Raw genomic sequence first — 15727 nt, forward strand, 5'->3', positions numbered from 1 at the left:
GCCAGTATGGGAAGATAAAAATGAGCGCACCATGAACAAGGCGCCAAAGTGCAGGCGAGATCGCGAAAAAAACCGGCAAAGGAGCCGGTTATGTCATTTTATGATGCCTGTATCACACTATTTTGGCGGCTTTATCTACCACAGGTTCAGCTTGCAGCGTATTCGTCCAAAGGGGGATGGCTCCCGGCCATGGCCGGGGCCGGACTCAGCGCCCCAGCTGCCCGGCCAGGCGGTCGCAGAGCTGCTTGAGCTGAGCCAGCTCCGCATCATCCAGATCCAGCTGGCTGCGCAGGTTGTCGACCAGGCAACAATCCTTGACCCCTTGCTGCAGCTCGCGCCCCGCCTCGGTCAGACGGATACACTTCTGGCGCTCATCCTCGCTGGAGACGCTGCGCGTCAGCCAACCCTTGCTCTCCAGCCGCTTGACGATGGGGGTCAGGGTGCCCGCATCCAGCCCGGTCTCCTGACCTATCTCCTTGAGGCTGACCTCGTCCCGCGCCCAGAGCGACAGCATGACCAGATATTGGGTGTAGGTCAGATCCAGCTTGTCCAGCAACGGCCGGTAGGCGCGCATCACCGCATTGGAGGCGCTGTAGAGGGCAAAACAGACCTGCTTTTTCAATTCACTCATGGGGCACCTCGCTGACAAGTGGGGCCAGTATACCTCAGGAAAACGGAGGGCTGAATAATTTGCACACAAAACAGTTGCCAGCCCAAGGGTTCGGGATTAGTCTCGCTTTAGTTTGCACGCAAATCAATTCGAAGGCACCGACATGAAGACACTCTATCGCACTCAGGCCATCGCCCAGGCGGGCCGCAACGGCGAGGTCCATACCCTGGACAACAGCCTGCAACTGGCGCTGGCCCTGCCGACCGCCCTCGGCGGCAACGGCCATGGCAACAACCCCGAGCAGTTGCTGGCCGCCGGCTATGCCGCCTGCTTCTCCAACGCGCTGATCCACGTGGCCAGGCAGCTCGGCGCGCCCCTCGCCAGCGCCCCGGTCGAGGCGAGCGTCGAGCTGCTGGCCCTGAACGACGGCCGCTTCAATTTCGCCATCGCACTGGACGTCTCCCTCCCGGGGGTGCAGGCTGAGCAAATAGTGCGTCTGGCACACCAGACCTGCCCCTTCTCCAACGCCATGCGGGGCAATGTGATCACCCATCTCTCTCTCAACGGTACCCCACTGGAGGAAACACCATGAGTCAGCTCAGCCATCAAATTCAGCTGCTGCGTCGCCCGACCGGCCTGCCCACCCCGGCCGACTTCGCCCTGCGGGAGGTTCCCCTGCCCGAGCCTCAGGAGGGGGAGGTGCTGGTCGCCAACCAGTGGCTGTCGGTGGATCCCTACATGCGCGGCCGCATGAGCGAAGCCAAGAGCTATGTGCCCCCCTTCCCCCTCAATGGCCCCCTCGATGGCGGCGCCATCGGCACCGTGCTGGCCTCGCGCCACCCCGGTTTCAAGGTGGGGGATCTGGTGAGCAGCATGCTGGGCTGGCGGGATGCCTTCGTCGCCAAGGGGGAGCAGCTGACCCGGTTGCCCGCCACGGCGCTGCCCTCCCAGCTGTTCCTCGGCGCCCTCGGCATGCCGGGCATGACCGCCTGGGCGGGTTTGCACAAGGTCGCCCGCCTGCAGGCCGGTGAGACCCTGCTGGTCTCGGCCGCCTCGGGCGCGGTCGGCACCATGGCGGTGCAGCTCGCCAAGCGCGCCGGGGCACGGGTGATAGGCTCGACCGGCTCGGCCGACAAGGTCGCCTATCTCAAGACCCTGGGCGCCGATGCGGTGATCAACTACAGGGAGACGCCGGATCTCGACGCCGAGCTGGCCCGCCTCGCTCCGGAAGGCATTCAGGTCTACTTCGAGAACGTGGGGGGCGCCATGCTGGACGCGGCCCTCAACAACATGGCGCTGCACGGGCGCATCGTCCTGTGCGGCCTCATCGAGCAGTACAACAGCAATGGCGAGGCGAAGGGCCCGCGCAACCTAGCCCAGATGATCCGCAAACGCATCCTGATGCAGGGGCTGCTGGTCTCCGATCACTGGCAGCACTATGGCGACTTCCTGGCCGAGGCCATCCCGGCGTTCGAGGCGGGCGCCCTGCAGGCCGAGGAGACCGTCAGCGAGGGGCTGGCCAGCATGCCGCAGGCCTTTATCGGGCTGTTCGAGGGACGCAACACCGGCAAAATGCTGGTCAGGCTGGATTAAGTCTCTCCCGTCATACCGGCAAGATGCGGCTCAAGGGGGATTAGATCCCCTTCCTGATCGCCAGTCAGCCACTTGCACAGCGGGCCCATCCGACCTAAGGTGGGCCCGTTTTTTATGGTCTGTCTCGTCTTTGCAAGGAGCCTGTATGTCCACTACTCCCTATCCCCGCGTCGGAGATGCTGACGTCATCCTGACCAAGCAGGCCTCTCTCTCATGGTGATGCCACAGCAAGGAGCTTATATGTCCACCACTCCCTATCCTCGCGTCGGGGTCGGTGTCATCCTCGTCAACCATCAGGGCCAGGTACTGCTCGGCAAGCGCAGGGGCAGCCACGCGCCCTACTGGTCCATCGCCGGCGGTCATCTGGAGCTGGGGGAGAGCTTCGAATCCGCCGCCATCCGGGAAGTCGCGGAAGAGACGGGCTTCGTCATCACAGCCCCCAGCGTCATCGCCGTCACCAACAACCTGGAGACCTGGCAGGAGAGCGGGCTGCATTACATCTCTGTCACCCTGCTGGCCGAGGTGGAAGGGGAGCCGCAACTGCTGGAGCCGGAGAAATGCGAGGGCTGGATCTGGTGCGATCCCCGCGCGCTGCCGGAACCCCACTTCGATGCCAGCCGCCAATCCATCGCCTGCTGGCTGGCGGGGCGCTGCTATCTGCCGCAATCCGAACTGTCATAAAAAAGTCGCCGCTTTGTCATATCATCGGGGTCGATGATGACAACGAGGGAGTGACGACGTGGGACAGGTGTTTATTCAGTTTTTGTGGTTGGGCTGCGTCGGCTTCGGCGGACCCGCCGCCCATATCGGCTATTTCCAGCGTACCTTCGTCACCCGTCTTGGCTGGCTGAGCCAGGCCGAGTTTGCCCAGCTGCTGGCGCTGTGCCAGCTGTTGCCGGGCCCGGCCTCCAGCCAGCTCGGCTTCGCCATCGGTCGTCATCGGGCGGGGCTGGGAGGGGCGCTGGCCGCCTTCCTCGGTTTCACCCTCCCCTCCTTCCTGTTGCTGCTGGCGGCGGCCATCGGCCTCGGCCAAGCCGGCACCAACCTCTGGCTGGATGCCGCCCTGCACGGCCTCAAGCTGCTGGCCCTGGTGGTGGTGGCAGATGCCGCGCTCACCATGAGCCGCCAGTTCTGCAAGAGCCGGTTGCAGCAGGGCATCATGGTGGCCACCGCCGCCGCGCTCTGGTGGCAGCCCGGCCTGCTGACCCAGTCAGCCATGCTGATCGGGGCCGCCCTGCTCTGCGCCCGGCAGGCAGCACCGGCTAACTCCCACCCCGTATCCGCTCATCCGCCCCACTGGCCAACCCTGATCCTGTTCGGCCTGCTGTTTGTCGGCCTGCCCTGGCTGGCTCAGGGCCCGGCCAGCCAGCTGGTTGCCGACTTCTATCGGGCGGGCAGCCTGGTGTTCGGCGGCGGCCACGTGGTGTTGCCGCTGTTGCAGGAGAGCGTTGGCCACAGCCTCAGCCAGCCGCAGTTCCTGACCGGCTACAGCCTGGCCCAGCTGGTGCCGGGCCCCATGTTCAGCCTGGCCAGCTACCTCGGCGCCTTGCTGCTGCCGGCCACGCCGCTCCTGGGCGCCCTGCTGGCGACCCTGGCGCTGTTCCTGCCGGGCTTTCTGCTGCTGTGGGCCATGGGGCCCTGCTGGCAAAGCTGGCTGGCCCGACCCCGGCTGGCAGGGGCGGTGACGGGGATCAACGCCGCCGTGGTGGGGCTGCTGCTGGCCGCCCTCTATCAGCCGGTGTGGCTAAGCGCCGTGCTCGCACCGGCCGATCTGGCGCTGGCCGCCGTCGCCTTCTATCTGCTGCGCGTCATCAGGCTGCCCATACTGGCGCTCGCCGCCCTGCTGGTCGGGGCCAGCCTGCTGCTGATCTGAGGGCCAACCAAGACCCCATAAAAAAATGGCGCCTCCGCAAGCGGAGGCGCCATTTTTCATTTCTGACGCTTTCAGGCGTCCGTATCGGGCTCGAAGTCCAGGCTCAGGCTGTTGACGCAGTAGCGCTGGCCGGTCTCGGTCGGCCCGTCCGGGAAGACGTGGCCGAGGTGGGAGCCACACTGGCTGCAGGTGATTTCCACCCGTGCCATGCCGTGGCTGCGATCCTCGGTGTAGGTCACAGTCCCCTCGATGGCCCGATCGAACGAGGGCCAGCCGCAGCCCGAATCAAACTTGGCTCCTGAGTGAAACAGCACGCTCTTGCAGCAGACACACTGATAGTCGCCGCTCTTGCGGTTGTGGAGCAGGGCACCGCTGTAGGGCTGCTCAGTGCCTTTCTCCCAGCAGACGCGAAACTGTTCGGCGCTCAGTTTGTTGCGCCACTGCTCGGGATTGTTGCCGCTCATTCTGACTCCTCGTCATGCTTACCGGGCAGAAATGACACTGCCGAGTTCTCGGGATTGCTGCGCCACCGTTCAGGATTGTTGCCATTCATACGGACTCCTTGCCATGGGTAACGGTGCCCAGCATACCCAGTCAGGCCGTTTCACTCTACCCCGCCAGCGGGAACTGTGATCCCGTTGGCAACACGACGGCAACATCCGGCGCCGCCATCACCCCTTCCCTTGCCAAGGCCACCGCCGACAGGGCGACGCGCTCCAGCAGCTTGAGGGAGTGGGCACGCCCCACCGCCACCTGCCGCTTGATGTCGTCCGGCAGGAAGGGCAGGCCGTCGTTGGTGGCGGTGTCGATGACCTGAACCCACTCCAGTCCGGTGCCGGGTGGCGGCAGGCGGAACTGGATGTCGTAGTCGCTGGCATTGAACAGCACGTACCAGCGTTCCCCATCCCCCTCGATCATGCCGATGTCCATGGCAAACGCCTGCCCCATGGGGGCATGCCAGTCCTGATCGTTGAGCTGATGGCCATCGGGGTGATACCAGTTGACCTTGTGGCAGCTGACGGCGGTGCCATTCCAGCTGTCGTCGCTCAGTTGCAGATTGGAGAAGACCCCGGATTCCGCCCGCAGTGCCATCATCTGCCGGGTGAAGGCGAGCAGCCGTTCATCCTCCGGTCGCAGTTGCCAGTTGACCCAGCTTATCTGGTTGTCCTGACAGTAGGCGTTGTTGTTGCCAAGCTGGCTGCGCCCCATCTCGTCCCCGGCCAGGAAGTGCGGGGTGCCCTGGGAGAGCAGCAGGGTGGCGATCAGGTTGCGCTTCTGCTGCTGGCGCAGGTTGTTGATCCTGGGATCCAGCGTCGGCCCCTCGACCCCGTGGTTATGGGAGAGGTTGTTGCCGTGACCGTCTCGGTTGTCCTCGCCGTTGGCCTGATTGTGGCGCTGGTTGTAGGAGACCAGATCCTCCAGGGTGAAGCCGTCGTGGTAACAGAGGTAGTTGACACTGGTGTGAGGGGCGCGCCAGTTCTTCGGGAACAGATCCCGAGAGCCCACCAGACGGGTGGCAAAGTCCCCCATCTTGCCGGCATCCCCGCGCCAGAAGGCGCGCACAGTGTCGCGATAGCGATCGTTGATCTCCAGCCACTGGCTCGGGAACTGACCGAGCCGATAGCCGAAGGGGCCTATGTCCCAGGGTTCGGCGATGAGCTTGACCCGCGCCAGCACGGGATCCGCCAGCAGGGCCTTGAAGAAGGCGCTCATGGGATCGAACTCCCCCGCCTCCCGCGCCAGGGTGACCGCCAAGTCGAAGCGGAAGCCATCCACCTGCATCTCGGTCACCCAGTAGCGCAGGGCATCCAGCACCAGCCGCAGGCTGTTGGGGTGATCCAGGTTGACGCTGTTGCCACAGCCGGTCACGTTGGCGTGACGGTGGTAGTCCGGGCCGTGCGCCCCCGCCTCGAAGGCGTAGTAGCCCGCGTTGTCGAAGCCCTTGAGGGACAGCATGGGGCCGTCGGCGCCGGATTCGGCGGTGTGGTTGTAGACCACGTCGAGTATCACCTCGAGCCCGGCTCTGTGCAGCTCGCGCACCATGGTCTTGAACTCGGTCAGCGCCTCTCCCGCCCCGTAGCGCGGCTCAGGGGCGAAGAAGGCGATGGGGTTGTAGCCCCAATAATTGGTGAGCCCCAGCTGCTCGAGCCTGGGCTCGGACATGAAGGCCGCCACCGGCATCAGCTGCACCGAGGTGACGCCAAGGGTGGTCAGGTGCTCGATCATCAGCGGGTGGCTGATGCCGAGGTAGGTGCCACGCAGCTCGGCGGGAACGCCGGGATGCTGGCGGGTGAAGCCCTTGACGTGGGTCTCGTAGAGCACGACCCGCTCGGGAGGAATGGCAGGCTTGCCGATCCCCTGCCAGTCGAAGGCGTCATCCACCACCACCGACTTGGCCACCATGGCCGCACTGTCCCCCTCATACTGCTCGTCGTCCCAGTGGGTCGGACGACTGAGCGCCCTGGCATAGGGATCGATCAGCAGCTTGTCGGGATCGAACAGCATGCCGTCCCGCGGCGTGCCATGGATCCGGTAGCCATAACGCTGACCCGCCCTGACGCCGCGCACATGGCCGAAACGATACTGGCCACGCTGGCCGGGCAGCGTCAGCCGAACCAGCTCCTGCTCCTGTTCATCGAACAGGCAGAGTTCCACCCGATCCGATTGGGGGGCCCAGACACAGAAGTGGCAACCCGTCTCATCGAGTCGGGCGCCCAGCGGGTAGTCCACCCCGTTTTCCATTACAAACATCAAGACTCCTGTTTGATGAACAAGGTCGCCAGCGGCGGCAAGTCCAGCACTATGCTGTGCGCCATCCCCTGCCAGGGCGTCGGCTCGGCGACGAAGGCCAGACCCACATCATAGTTGCTGCCCCAGTAATGCTCGCTGTCGGTGTTGAGCACCACGGCGTAGTGGCCCGCCTGTGGCACCCCGAGTCGATAGGCGATGCGCGGTACCGGGGTGAAGTTGCTGGCGACCATGACAGGATTTTCACCCTGTTTGTCGGCCCTGAGCCAGGCGAAGATGCTGTTGTCGGCATCGTTGTGATCCAGCCAGCGGAAGCCCGCTCGCTCATAATCGCCCTGATACAAGGCGGTTTCATGACGATAGAGCTGGTTGAGATCCCGGATCAGCCGCTGCTGACCGCCGTGCTTGGGGTATTGCAGCAACTGCCAGGGCAGCTGGGCATCGTGATTCCACTCGTTGCTCTGGGCGATCTCGGTGCCCATGAAGTTCAGCTTCTTGCCCGGATGGCCATACATGAAGCCCATGTAGGCCCGCAGATTCGCGGCCTGCTGCCACTCGTCTCCCGGCATCTTGTAGAGCAAGGAGTGCTTGCCGTGCACCACTTCGTCGTGGGACAGCGGCAGGATGAAGTTCTCGTCATAGTGATACACCATGGAGAAGGTCATCTCGTTGTGGTGATAGCGGCGATGGATGGGCTCCTTCTGCATGTAGCTCAGGGTGTCGTGCATCCAGCCCATATTCCACTTGAAGCCAAACCCCAGGCCACCCAGGAAGGTGGGTTTGGAGACCCCGGCGAAGGCGGTGGACTCCTCGGCGATGGTCATGGTGTGGGGATACTTGCCGTACACCTCTTCGTTGGTCCACTTCAGCAGGCTGATGGCCTCGTAGTTGTGGTTGCCGCCATCGACGTTCGGCACCCACTCGCCGGCGTTGCGGGAGTAATCCAGGTAGAGCATGGAGGCGACCGCATCCACTCGCAGACCGTCGATGTGAAACTTGTCGAGCCAGAACAGGGCGCTCGCCACCAGGAACTGGCGCACGTTGTTGCGACCGAAGTCGTAGATGTAGGAGTTCCAGTCCGGGTGCCAGCCACGGCGTGGATCCTCGTACTCATAGAGCGGGGTGCCGTCGAAGCGGGCCAGACCGTGGGCATCCGCCGGGAAGTGGGCCGGTACCCAGTCCAGGATCACGCCTATCCCGGCCTGGTGGCACTGATCGACGAAGTATTTGAAGTCATCGACGCTGCCGAAGCGGCTGGTCGGCGAGAACATGCCCACCGGCTGATAGCCCCAGGAGCCGCTGAAGGGGTGCTCGGAGACCGGCATCAGCTCGATATGGGTGTACTCCATCTGCCTGACGTAGTCGACCAGCTCCACCGCCAGCTCGCGCCAGCTCAGGCTGTCGCCGTTGGGATGACGCTTCCAGGAGCCCACGTGCAGCTCATAGATGGAGAGCGGCTGCTCCCGCTTGTCGTTGTGCTGGCTCTCGCGCCAGGCGGCATCCTGCCACTGATACTGCTCATGGTCGTGGATGACGGAGGCAAAGGACGGGTATTGCTCGCAATAGAAGCCGACCGGGTCGCTCTTGTGGGGCAACCGGTGGCCGGCCGGGTCTTTCAGTTCAAACTTGTAGCGATCCCCCGCCTTGAGGCCCGGCACGAACAACACCCAGTGACCGCACTGGCTGCGCTGCATGGGGTGGCGGCGACCGTCCCAGAAGTTGAAGTCGCCGATCAGGCTCACCGCGCTGGCGCTCGGCGCATAGACCGCGAAGCGTACCCCTTCCACCCGCTGGCCAAGATGGTCGACGCTGCGCAGCTGGGCACCGAGGGTGTGGTAGATGTTTTCCGGCTGCGAGGTCAGTTCTGCCAGGCCATCCCAGGCGGTGGCCTGAAACTGATAGGGGTCGGTGAATTCGGCACTGGCATCGGGGTAGCTGGCGATCAGCTGATAGGGGAAGGGATTCTTGCGACGGGTGAAAACAGTTTCAAAAAGGCCCGCTTCGTCGGCGGGGGTCAGGGTGGCCACTATCTTGCCGGACTTGAGATCCCTGACTCGGACCTCGAGGGAATCGGGCAACCAGGCGGTGAGTTTCAGGCCTGGTCCACCCGGATTGGCCAGCAGGCCTAGATGGGAGAAGGGCTCGGCACAGCGGGCGGCAACCAAATGTTCAACGGGCATCGACATTTCCTTTCATGGCTGAGCATCCGCTCCGGCCGAGGCCGAAGCGGATGAAAGTAAGTCAGTTGGCGACAATGGCTCAACGACTGGCCTCGTCACGGGCCTGGCTCATCTTGCCTGCCAGCGCCTTGAGCGCCTCATCGGCAAAAATATCCTCCAGATCGCGAGAGAGCTTGCGACGCCAGTTGGGATACTCGTAACTGGTACCCGGCACGTTGACCGGCTTGTCCATCTCCAGCCAGTCTTCCAGCTGGGTGCTGAACAGGGCGCAGCTGCCGCGGGACATGTGGAGCTGCAGACCGTGGTTGAGCTCGGTGTTCATGCCGACCCAGTTCACGTCGTGGCTGACATTCTCCGAGATGACCCCATGGGCGTGCAGACTGTCAAGGATCCGCTGCTTGGCCTGGTGGCGATCAGCATACAGGGTCTTGAGTACCTCTTCATCTGGATACAATCCCAGCTCGCGACCGAGCGCCAGATCGTCGCAATGCCAGAACCCCTTCAGGGTCGGCATGTCGTGGGTGGTCAGGGCCGACATCGCCTGCTCGGTGTAGTGGGCAGGAGAGATGAAGCCGCCATCCCCCTTGGAGCGCTCGAAGAAGAACACCTTGTAGGAGTGCACGCCGTTCTCTTTAAGAGTGACATCTATGCCCTCCGGCACTGTGCCGAGATCTTCCCCGATCAGCAGACACTGATTGCGGTGAGATTCGAGCGCCAGGATCCCCAGCAGATCGTTGACCGGGTAATAGATATAGGCGCCCTTGGCGGCAGACTCTCCGGGCGGCACCCACCACAGGCGCAGCAAGGCCATCACGTGGTCGATGCGCAGCGCGCCACAGGCACGCATGTTGGCGCGGAACAGGTCCACCATCGGCTGATAGGCCGCCTCGAACAGCTGGTTCGGGTTCATGGGGGGCAGGCCCCAGTTCTGACCGAGGGGGCCCAGGATATCGGGCGGTGCGCCGACCGAGGCTTTCGGGCAGTAGAGATCCCGGTTGGCCCAGATCTCGGTGGAGCCTTCGGAGACACCCACCGCCAGATCGCGGTAGATCCCCATCACCATGCCGGCAGCCTTGGCACGGGCATCGGCTTGCGCAAGCTGCTCGTCGGCCAGGAACTGCAGATAGAGATAGAACGCCACATCCTGACTGTGCTCGCGCATCCAGGCTGCCACTTCGGGATTGTGGTAATCACGCAGCGCCTCTGGCCAGACCGGCCAGCCCCAGGCATTGTCGCCCTTGGCATAGAAATGAGCCTGGATCGCATCGAACGCCGCCTGCTGTTGCAGGCTGTCGCCACCGGCGGCCACGAAGGCATCGAACTTGGCCTGGCGCTCGGCGCCAAAGCTGGCCTGTTCGAACACCTGACGCAACATGCCGATCTTGGTTTCGATGACGCCGGTATAGTCCACGTTCTCCTTGGCACGCAGGGAGGCGAGGTGCTGCTGGAAGGCAGGATTGGCTACCTCGGCCTTGAGCCGCTCGTTGGCCAGAAACTCGGGGACCGCCTCGACGTTGATGTAGGCCACGTTGAGCCAGCGACGGGAGGAGGGGCTGTAAGGGCTGGCGCTCTCCGGGTTGGCCGGATAGAGCGCGTGGATCGGGTTCAGACCGACGAAGTGGGCGCCCCAGGCAGCCGCCTTCTCGACTAGCTGGCCAAGATCGCTGAAATCCCCCATGCCCCAGTTGTGGCGGCTGCGCAGGCAGTAAAGCTGCACGCTCGGGCCCCACACCTTGCGCCCGTTGGCGATCGGCGCCTGCTTGTAGCAGGATTTAGGGGCGACGATGAGGCGCATGCTGGCGAGTGGTTCGTCGTTGCCCTCTTCCAGCAGGGTCAGCTGGTGATAGCCGAGCTCGGGCTGCACATCCAGCGCCACGCGATAGGCCTGGCATTCCATCTCCTCAAACTCGGCGACCCCGACCAGCTCTCCCTCGATGGGGGTCAGCTGGCCGGACAACAGGGCTCCTTGCTCCAGCCCGATCTGCCAATGCAACGCATCGTTGACGAACTCGATGGGCAGACGAACTTCCAGGCTGATGGCCTCGCCACTGCGCACCACCATCACGGGATCCAATGGACGCAACCAGTGCTGGCGGTGCTCCTGCTCAAGCTGCTCGGTCAGGGCGGCCTCGTCATCGACGCGGTAACCCATGGCGCCCAGCATGGCGGCCTTGCTCTCTTCGGATACCTGGGCCGGGTGGCCCCAGGCATCAACATACTCGCTGGCGATGCCTTTGGCGGCAGCCAGCTGTTCAATCAGGGTGGTCATAGTTTGAGAATTCCCGCTGTGGATTCTATCTATACTATTTGATTAATTTTTATGGGTGGTGCTTGAACAGTGGCTCTTTGGCCATGCTAAACCGCGCACATTTTTACATATCTCCCCGGCTGGATGTGTGACCGGGCAGGCACTATTGTTGATCTCTGTGACGAGAACCAGCCGATGGCATTTTCGACAAAAGTTGGTAGTCAGTTACATAAACCGAAAATAAATTTCACAGTTTTTCATGATATAGCGCAATTTCAGACAGATTGTTGGTTGACTCACGGGGGAGTTCTAGTAAATTTACAAACGGAATTTTCTTTGACTACTGAACAGTTAGGTAACCAAATATGACTATCAAAGTAGGTATTAACGGTTTTGGCCGTATCGGCCGTTTCGTCTTCCGTCTGGCCGCTGAGCGTGCTGACATCGAAGTGGTTGGCATCAACGACCTGATCGACGTTGACTACATGGCTTACATGCTGAAGTACGACTCCACTCACGGCCGCTTCAATGGCACCGTTGAAGTCAAAGACGGCAACTTGGTTGTCAACGGCAAAACCGTACGTGTTACCGCTGAACGTGACCCGGCAAACCTGAAGTGGGATGCCATCGGTGTTGACGTTGTTGCCGAAGCCACCGGTCTGTTCCTGGACGACGCGACTGCTCGTAAGCACATCGCTGCCGGTGCCAAGAAAGTCGTACTGACCGGCCCGTCCAAAGACGCTACCCCTATGTTCGTCATGGGTGTTAACGACTCTACCTACGCTGGCCAGGACATCGTTTCCAACGCTTCCTGCACCACCAACTGCCTGGCCCCGATCGCCAAGGTTCTGAACGATACCTTCGGTATCGAATCCGGCCTGATGACCACCGTCCACGCTACCACTGCTACCCAGAAGACCGTTGATGGTCCGTCAGCCAAAGACTGGCGCGGTGGCCGCGGTGCGGCTCAGAACATCATCCCGTCCTCTACCGGTGCTGCCAAGGCTGTTGGCGTTGTTATCCCGGAACTGAACGGCAAACTGACCGGCATGGCTTTCCGCGTACCGACTCCGGACGTGTCCGTTGTTGACCTGACCGTCAACCTGAAGAAAGCTGCCACCTACGCAGAAATCTGCGCAGCCATGAAAGCAGCCTCCGAAGGCTCCATGAAGGGCGTACTGGGCTACACCGAAGATCAAGTGGTTTCCACCGACTTCCTGGGTGAGCGTCAGACTTCTGTGTTCGATGCCAAGGCTGGTATCGCACTGAACGACAAATTCGTTAAAGTTGTATCCTGGTACGACAACGAAATGGGCTACTCCAGCAAGGTTCTGGATCTGATCGCCCACATCTCCAAGTAATTTGGGATGCGCAATCGCGTAGCTTGAAAAAAGGCGGCCATTGGCCGCCTTTTTGTATTCTGGATCTGCCGACCTCTTTCTTGAATGTGCGCGAGCACAGGAGTCTCCATGCAACCCATACGTACTCTGACAGCCCACTGCAGCCTCAGCCACAACGAGACAGGGCTGCCCCTGCTGACCATCGACAATGCCTATGCCAAGGCCGAGATCAGCCTGTTTGGCGCCCATGTGCTGAGCTATCAGCGCCATGGTGAACCGGCTTCTCTCTGGCTCAGTGACAAGGCCGTTCTGGACGGCAGCAAGCCCATCCGGGGTGGCATCCCCCTGTGCTGGCCCTGGTTTGGCCCCGCACCCGCGCGCGTTGGCAGCGGCAAACCCGCCCATGGCTTCGCCCGCACCACCCTGTGGTCCCTGGATGGCGTCTCCGACCACGAGGATGGCACGCTCGTCCATCTGTCTCTGCGCGACACCGACGCCAGCCGTGCCCTCTGGCCTCACGCCTTCGAGCTGGAGCTGGACGTGCTGATCGGCAGAGAGTTGTCACTGGTGCTGACCACCCGCAACACTGGCAACAGCCCCATCGTCTACAACGCCGCCCTGCATACCTATCTGCAGATAAGCAGCCCGGCAGCCGTCAGCGTGACTGGCCTGGGCGCACCTTACCTGGACAAGGTGACCGGTGGCCAACCAGCACAGCAGCAGGGCGCTCTGACGCTCTCTGGCGCCCTGGATCGCATCTACCTGCAACCAGAGCCCAGAGTCACTGTTCAGGATGCGGAGCGTGCCACTCATGTGGTCAGCGGCAACCACGACAGCATAGTGGTCTGGACCCCCTGGCTGGAAGGCGCCAGCGCCATGGCCGACATGAGCGATGACGGCTACCGCACCATGCTCTGTGTCGAAGCCGCCATCACGGCCGAGGCTGGCGTCGTCATAGCGCCGGATGAGGAGCACAGCTTCTCTACCGTGATCATCTGATCCCTGAGTGACGACGGCTCTCTCTCCAGCCTCCGGGTCGAGACCGTCATCACCGTCAATGCTGACATCACAGTGATGCCGGATAAGGAGCACCGCCTCCATAACGAAAGAGGGCACCCATTGGGTGCCCTCTTTACGTTCAATGCTCCGAAGAAATCAAGCATTGCCCTGGGTCTTGAGCCTGAGCTCGGCGGCAAAGTTCAGCATCCGATCCAGCGGGATCAGTGCCTTCACCCGCAGCGCCTCGTCCACCAGGATCTCGTGACGCTCGGCGCCATCGGTCAACGCCTCCTTGATCGCCACCAGGCCGTTCATCGCCATCCAGGGGCAATGGGCACAGCTGCGGCAGGTGGCGCCATCGCCACCGGTTGGAGCCTCCACCATCTCCTTGTCCGGGCAGGCCTGCTGCATCTTGTAGAAGATGCCGCGATCGGTCGCCACGATCAGCTTCTGCTGGGGCAGCTCACGGGCCGCCTTGATGAGCTGGCTGGTAGAACCCACCGCATCTGCCAGTTCGATGACGGAAGCCGGGGACTCCGGGTGCACCAGCACGGCCGCGTCCGGGTTCTGGGCCTTGAGCTCGCGCAGGGCCTTGGCCTTGAACTCGTCATGGACGATGCAGTGACCCTGCCAGCGCAGCATCTCGGCGCCCGTCTTCTTCTCGATGTAGGCACCCAGGTGTCTGTCCGGACCCCAGATGATCTTGTGGCCCTGGCTGTCCAGGTGCTCGACGATCTCGAGCGCAATGCTGGAGGTGACCACCCAGTCGGCCCGGGCTTTCACCGCCGCAGAGGTATTGGCATAGACCACGACTATATGGTCGGGATGGGCATCGCAGAAGGCGGAGAACTGGTCGATGGGGCAGCCCAGATCCAGGGAGCACTCGGCCTCCAGGGTCGGCATCAGCACCCGCTTGTGCGGGCTCAGGATCTTGGAGGTCTCCCCCATGAAGCGCACACCGGCCACGATCAGGGTCTGGGCGGCGTGATCACGACCGAAGCGAGCCATCTCGAGGGAGTCGCCGACGAAACCGCCGGTGGCCTCGGCCAGCGCCTGGATCTCGGGATCCGTGTAATAGTGGGCAACCAGCACGGCCTGACGCGCCTCGAGCAGCGCCTTGATCTCGATGATCAGGGCCGCCTTCTGTTCGGCAGTCAGGGGAGCCGGTTTGACCGGAAAGGGATAGTCCATCTCGATGACCGGAGGGACACTGCTCAGTGCATTGCTCATTGCGACTGTTCCATCAACGCTTGGAAAGGTAAAAATTATACCCAGAAGCAAGCCACAAACCCATCAACAAATCCAGCCGACGGGATAAGTGATTCCACGGCCTCATGATTATGTTTTGGCTGATCAGCCGCCAGATCGTAGAAACGAAAAAACCCGCGATGCAGCGGGCTTCTGGCTTTCTTTGAAAAGAAAGTGGTGGTCGTTACTGGGCTCGAACCAGTGACCCCCTCCTTGTAAGGGAGGTGCTCTCCCAGCTGAGCTAAACGACCTGGGATACGCTGAAATGATGGTGGGTCGTGCTGGATTCGAACCAGCGACCAATTGATTAAAAGTCAACTGCTCTACCGACTGAGCTAACGACCCATCTAAATCATTTTTAAAGCATGGTGGTCGTTACTGGGCTCGAACCAGTGACCCCCTCCTTGTAAGGGAGGTGCTCTCCCAGCTGAGCTAAACGACCTGGGATATGGTGAAATGATGGTGGGTCGTGCTGGATTCGAACCAGCGACCAATTGATTAAAAGTCAACTGCTCTACCGACTGAGCTAACGACCCATCTGTATCATTTTTTCTTTCTATTTCAAGAAAGTGGTGGTCGTTACTGGGCTCGAACCAGTGACCCCCTCCTTGTAAGGGAGGTGCTCTCCCAGCTGAGCTAAACGACCTGGGATATGGCGAAATGATGGTGGGTCGTGCTGGATTCGAACCAGCGACCAATTGATTAAAAGTCAACTGCTCTACCGACTGAGCTAACGACCCATCTAAATCATTTTTAAAACATGGTGGTCGTTACTGGGCTCGAACCAGTGACCCCCTCCTTGTAAGGGAGGTGCTCTCCCAGCTGAGCTAAACGACCTGGGATATGGCGAAATGATGGTGGGTCGTGCTGGATTCGAACCAGCGACCA

The 15727-nt window shown here is 61.9% G+C and carries 12 protein-coding genes and 7 tRNA genes; 6 read left to right on the forward strand and 13 right to left on the reverse strand.

Features of this window, described 5'->3' with window-relative positions:
- Window positions 1-205 precede the first annotated feature (205 nt).
- Window positions 206-631: a MarR family transcriptional regulator gene (locus MM194_RS15855; RefSeq protein ID WP_033129692.1), complete on the reverse strand. Its 426-nt coding sequence runs from the start codon at window positions 629-631 to the stop codon at window positions 206-208.
- Window positions 632-773: 142 nt separating this feature from the next.
- On the opposite strand from MM194_RS15855, the gene MM194_RS15860 reads away from it, so the two are divergent.
- The 4 genes from MM194_RS15860 (at window position 774) to chrA (ending at window position 4076) form a co-directional block, all read left to right on the forward strand.
- The gene (locus MM194_RS15860; protein ID WP_033129691.1) at window positions 774-1202 is read left to right on the forward strand and encodes an organic hydroperoxide resistance protein; all 429 of its coding nucleotides are present in this window, start codon (window positions 774-776) and stop codon (window positions 1200-1202) included.
- Complete coding sequence (locus MM194_RS15865) at window positions 1199-2203, forward strand: NADP-dependent oxidoreductase (protein WP_241344093.1); 1005 nt, start codon at window positions 1199-1201, stop codon at window positions 2201-2203. Before MM194_RS15860 ends, MM194_RS15865 begins: the two co-directional genes overlap by 4 nt.
- A 240-nt stretch (window positions 2204-2443) precedes the next feature.
- A complete protein-coding gene (locus tag MM194_RS15870) occupies window positions 2444-2884 on the forward strand; it encodes an NUDIX domain-containing protein (protein WP_241344094.1) in 441 nt (146 codons plus the stop codon).
- Window positions 2885-2942: 58 nt separating this feature from the next.
- Complete coding sequence (chrA, locus tag MM194_RS15875) at window positions 2943-4076, forward strand: chromate efflux transporter (protein ID WP_241344095.1); 1134 nt, start codon at window positions 2943-2945, stop codon at window positions 4074-4076.
- A 71-nt stretch (window positions 4077-4147) separates the two neighbouring features.
- Here the strand turns inward: chrA and msrB are convergent, their stop codons facing one another.
- The 4 genes from msrB to malQ all read right to left on the reverse strand — a co-directional run bounded on the left by msrB (window position 4148) and on the right by malQ (window position 11273).
- A complete protein-coding gene (gene msrB, locus MM194_RS15880) occupies window positions 4148-4540 on the reverse strand; it encodes a peptide-methionine (R)-S-oxide reductase MsrB (RefSeq protein ID WP_241344096.1) in 393 nt (130 codons plus the stop codon).
- Window positions 4541-4685: 145 nt separating this feature from the next.
- A complete protein-coding gene (glgX, locus tag MM194_RS15885; RefSeq protein ID WP_241344097.1) occupies window positions 4686-6827 on the reverse strand; it encodes a glycogen debranching protein GlgX in 2142 nt (713 codons plus the stop codon).
- Window positions 6827-9004, reverse strand: coding sequence for a 1,4-alpha-glucan branching protein GlgB (gene glgB, locus MM194_RS15890; protein WP_241344098.1), 2178 nt, complete (start codon window positions 9002-9004; stop codon window positions 6827-6829). The genes glgX and glgB overlap by 1 nt, the downstream gene beginning before the upstream one ends.
- Before the next feature lie 79 nt (window positions 9005-9083).
- The gene (malQ, locus tag MM194_RS15895; protein ID WP_241344099.1) at window positions 9084-11273 is read right to left on the reverse strand and encodes a 4-alpha-glucanotransferase; all 2190 of its coding nucleotides are present in this window, start codon (window positions 11271-11273) and stop codon (window positions 9084-9086) included.
- 344 nt (window positions 11274-11617) lie between these two features.
- Between malQ and gap the strand changes: the two genes are divergently transcribed.
- Window positions 11618-12613, forward strand: a complete 996-nt coding sequence (gene gap / locus MM194_RS15900; protein ID WP_033129683.1) for a type I glyceraldehyde-3-phosphate dehydrogenase — start codon at window positions 11618-11620, stop codon at window positions 12611-12613.
- 108 nt (window positions 12614-12721) lie between these two features.
- Window positions 12722-13591: a D-hexose-6-phosphate mutarotase gene (locus MM194_RS15905; protein ID WP_241344100.1), complete on the forward strand. Its 870-nt coding sequence runs from the start codon at window positions 12722-12724 to the stop codon at window positions 13589-13591.
- Window positions 13592-13747: 156 nt separating this feature from the next.
- On the opposite strand, the gene nadA is transcribed toward MM194_RS15905, so the two are convergent.
- The 8 genes from nadA to MM194_RS15945 all read right to left on the reverse strand — a co-directional run bounded on the left by nadA (window position 13748) and on the right by MM194_RS15945 (window position 15676).
- Window positions 13748-14821 (reverse strand): quinolinate synthase NadA, encoded by a 1074-nt coding sequence (nadA, locus tag MM194_RS15910; protein WP_241344101.1) that lies wholly within the window; start codon window positions 14819-14821, stop codon window positions 13748-13750.
- A 193-nt stretch (window positions 14822-15014) separates the two neighbouring features.
- Window positions 15015-15090, reverse strand: a tRNA-Val gene (locus MM194_RS15915).
- Between the two features lie 18 nt (window positions 15091-15108).
- A tRNA-Lys gene (locus MM194_RS15920) sits at window positions 15109-15184 on the reverse strand.
- Window positions 15185-15205: 21 nt separating this feature from the next.
- A tRNA-Val gene (locus MM194_RS15925) sits at window positions 15206-15281 on the reverse strand.
- 18 nt (window positions 15282-15299) lie between these two features.
- Window positions 15300-15375 (reverse strand) — tRNA-Lys (locus MM194_RS15930).
- Window positions 15376-15409: 34 nt separating this feature from the next.
- Window positions 15410-15485 (reverse strand) — tRNA-Val (locus MM194_RS15935).
- An 18-nt stretch (window positions 15486-15503) separates the two neighbouring features.
- A tRNA-Lys gene (locus tag MM194_RS15940) sits at window positions 15504-15579 on the reverse strand.
- Window positions 15580-15600: 21 nt separating this feature from the next.
- A tRNA-Val gene (locus MM194_RS15945) sits at window positions 15601-15676 on the reverse strand.
- Window positions 15677-15727 lie beyond the last annotated feature (51 nt).

The organism is Aeromonas sp. MR16 (assembly GCF_022549315.1).
Classification (GTDB): Bacteria; Pseudomonadota; Gammaproteobacteria; order Enterobacterales; family Aeromonadaceae; genus Aeromonas; species Aeromonas aquatica.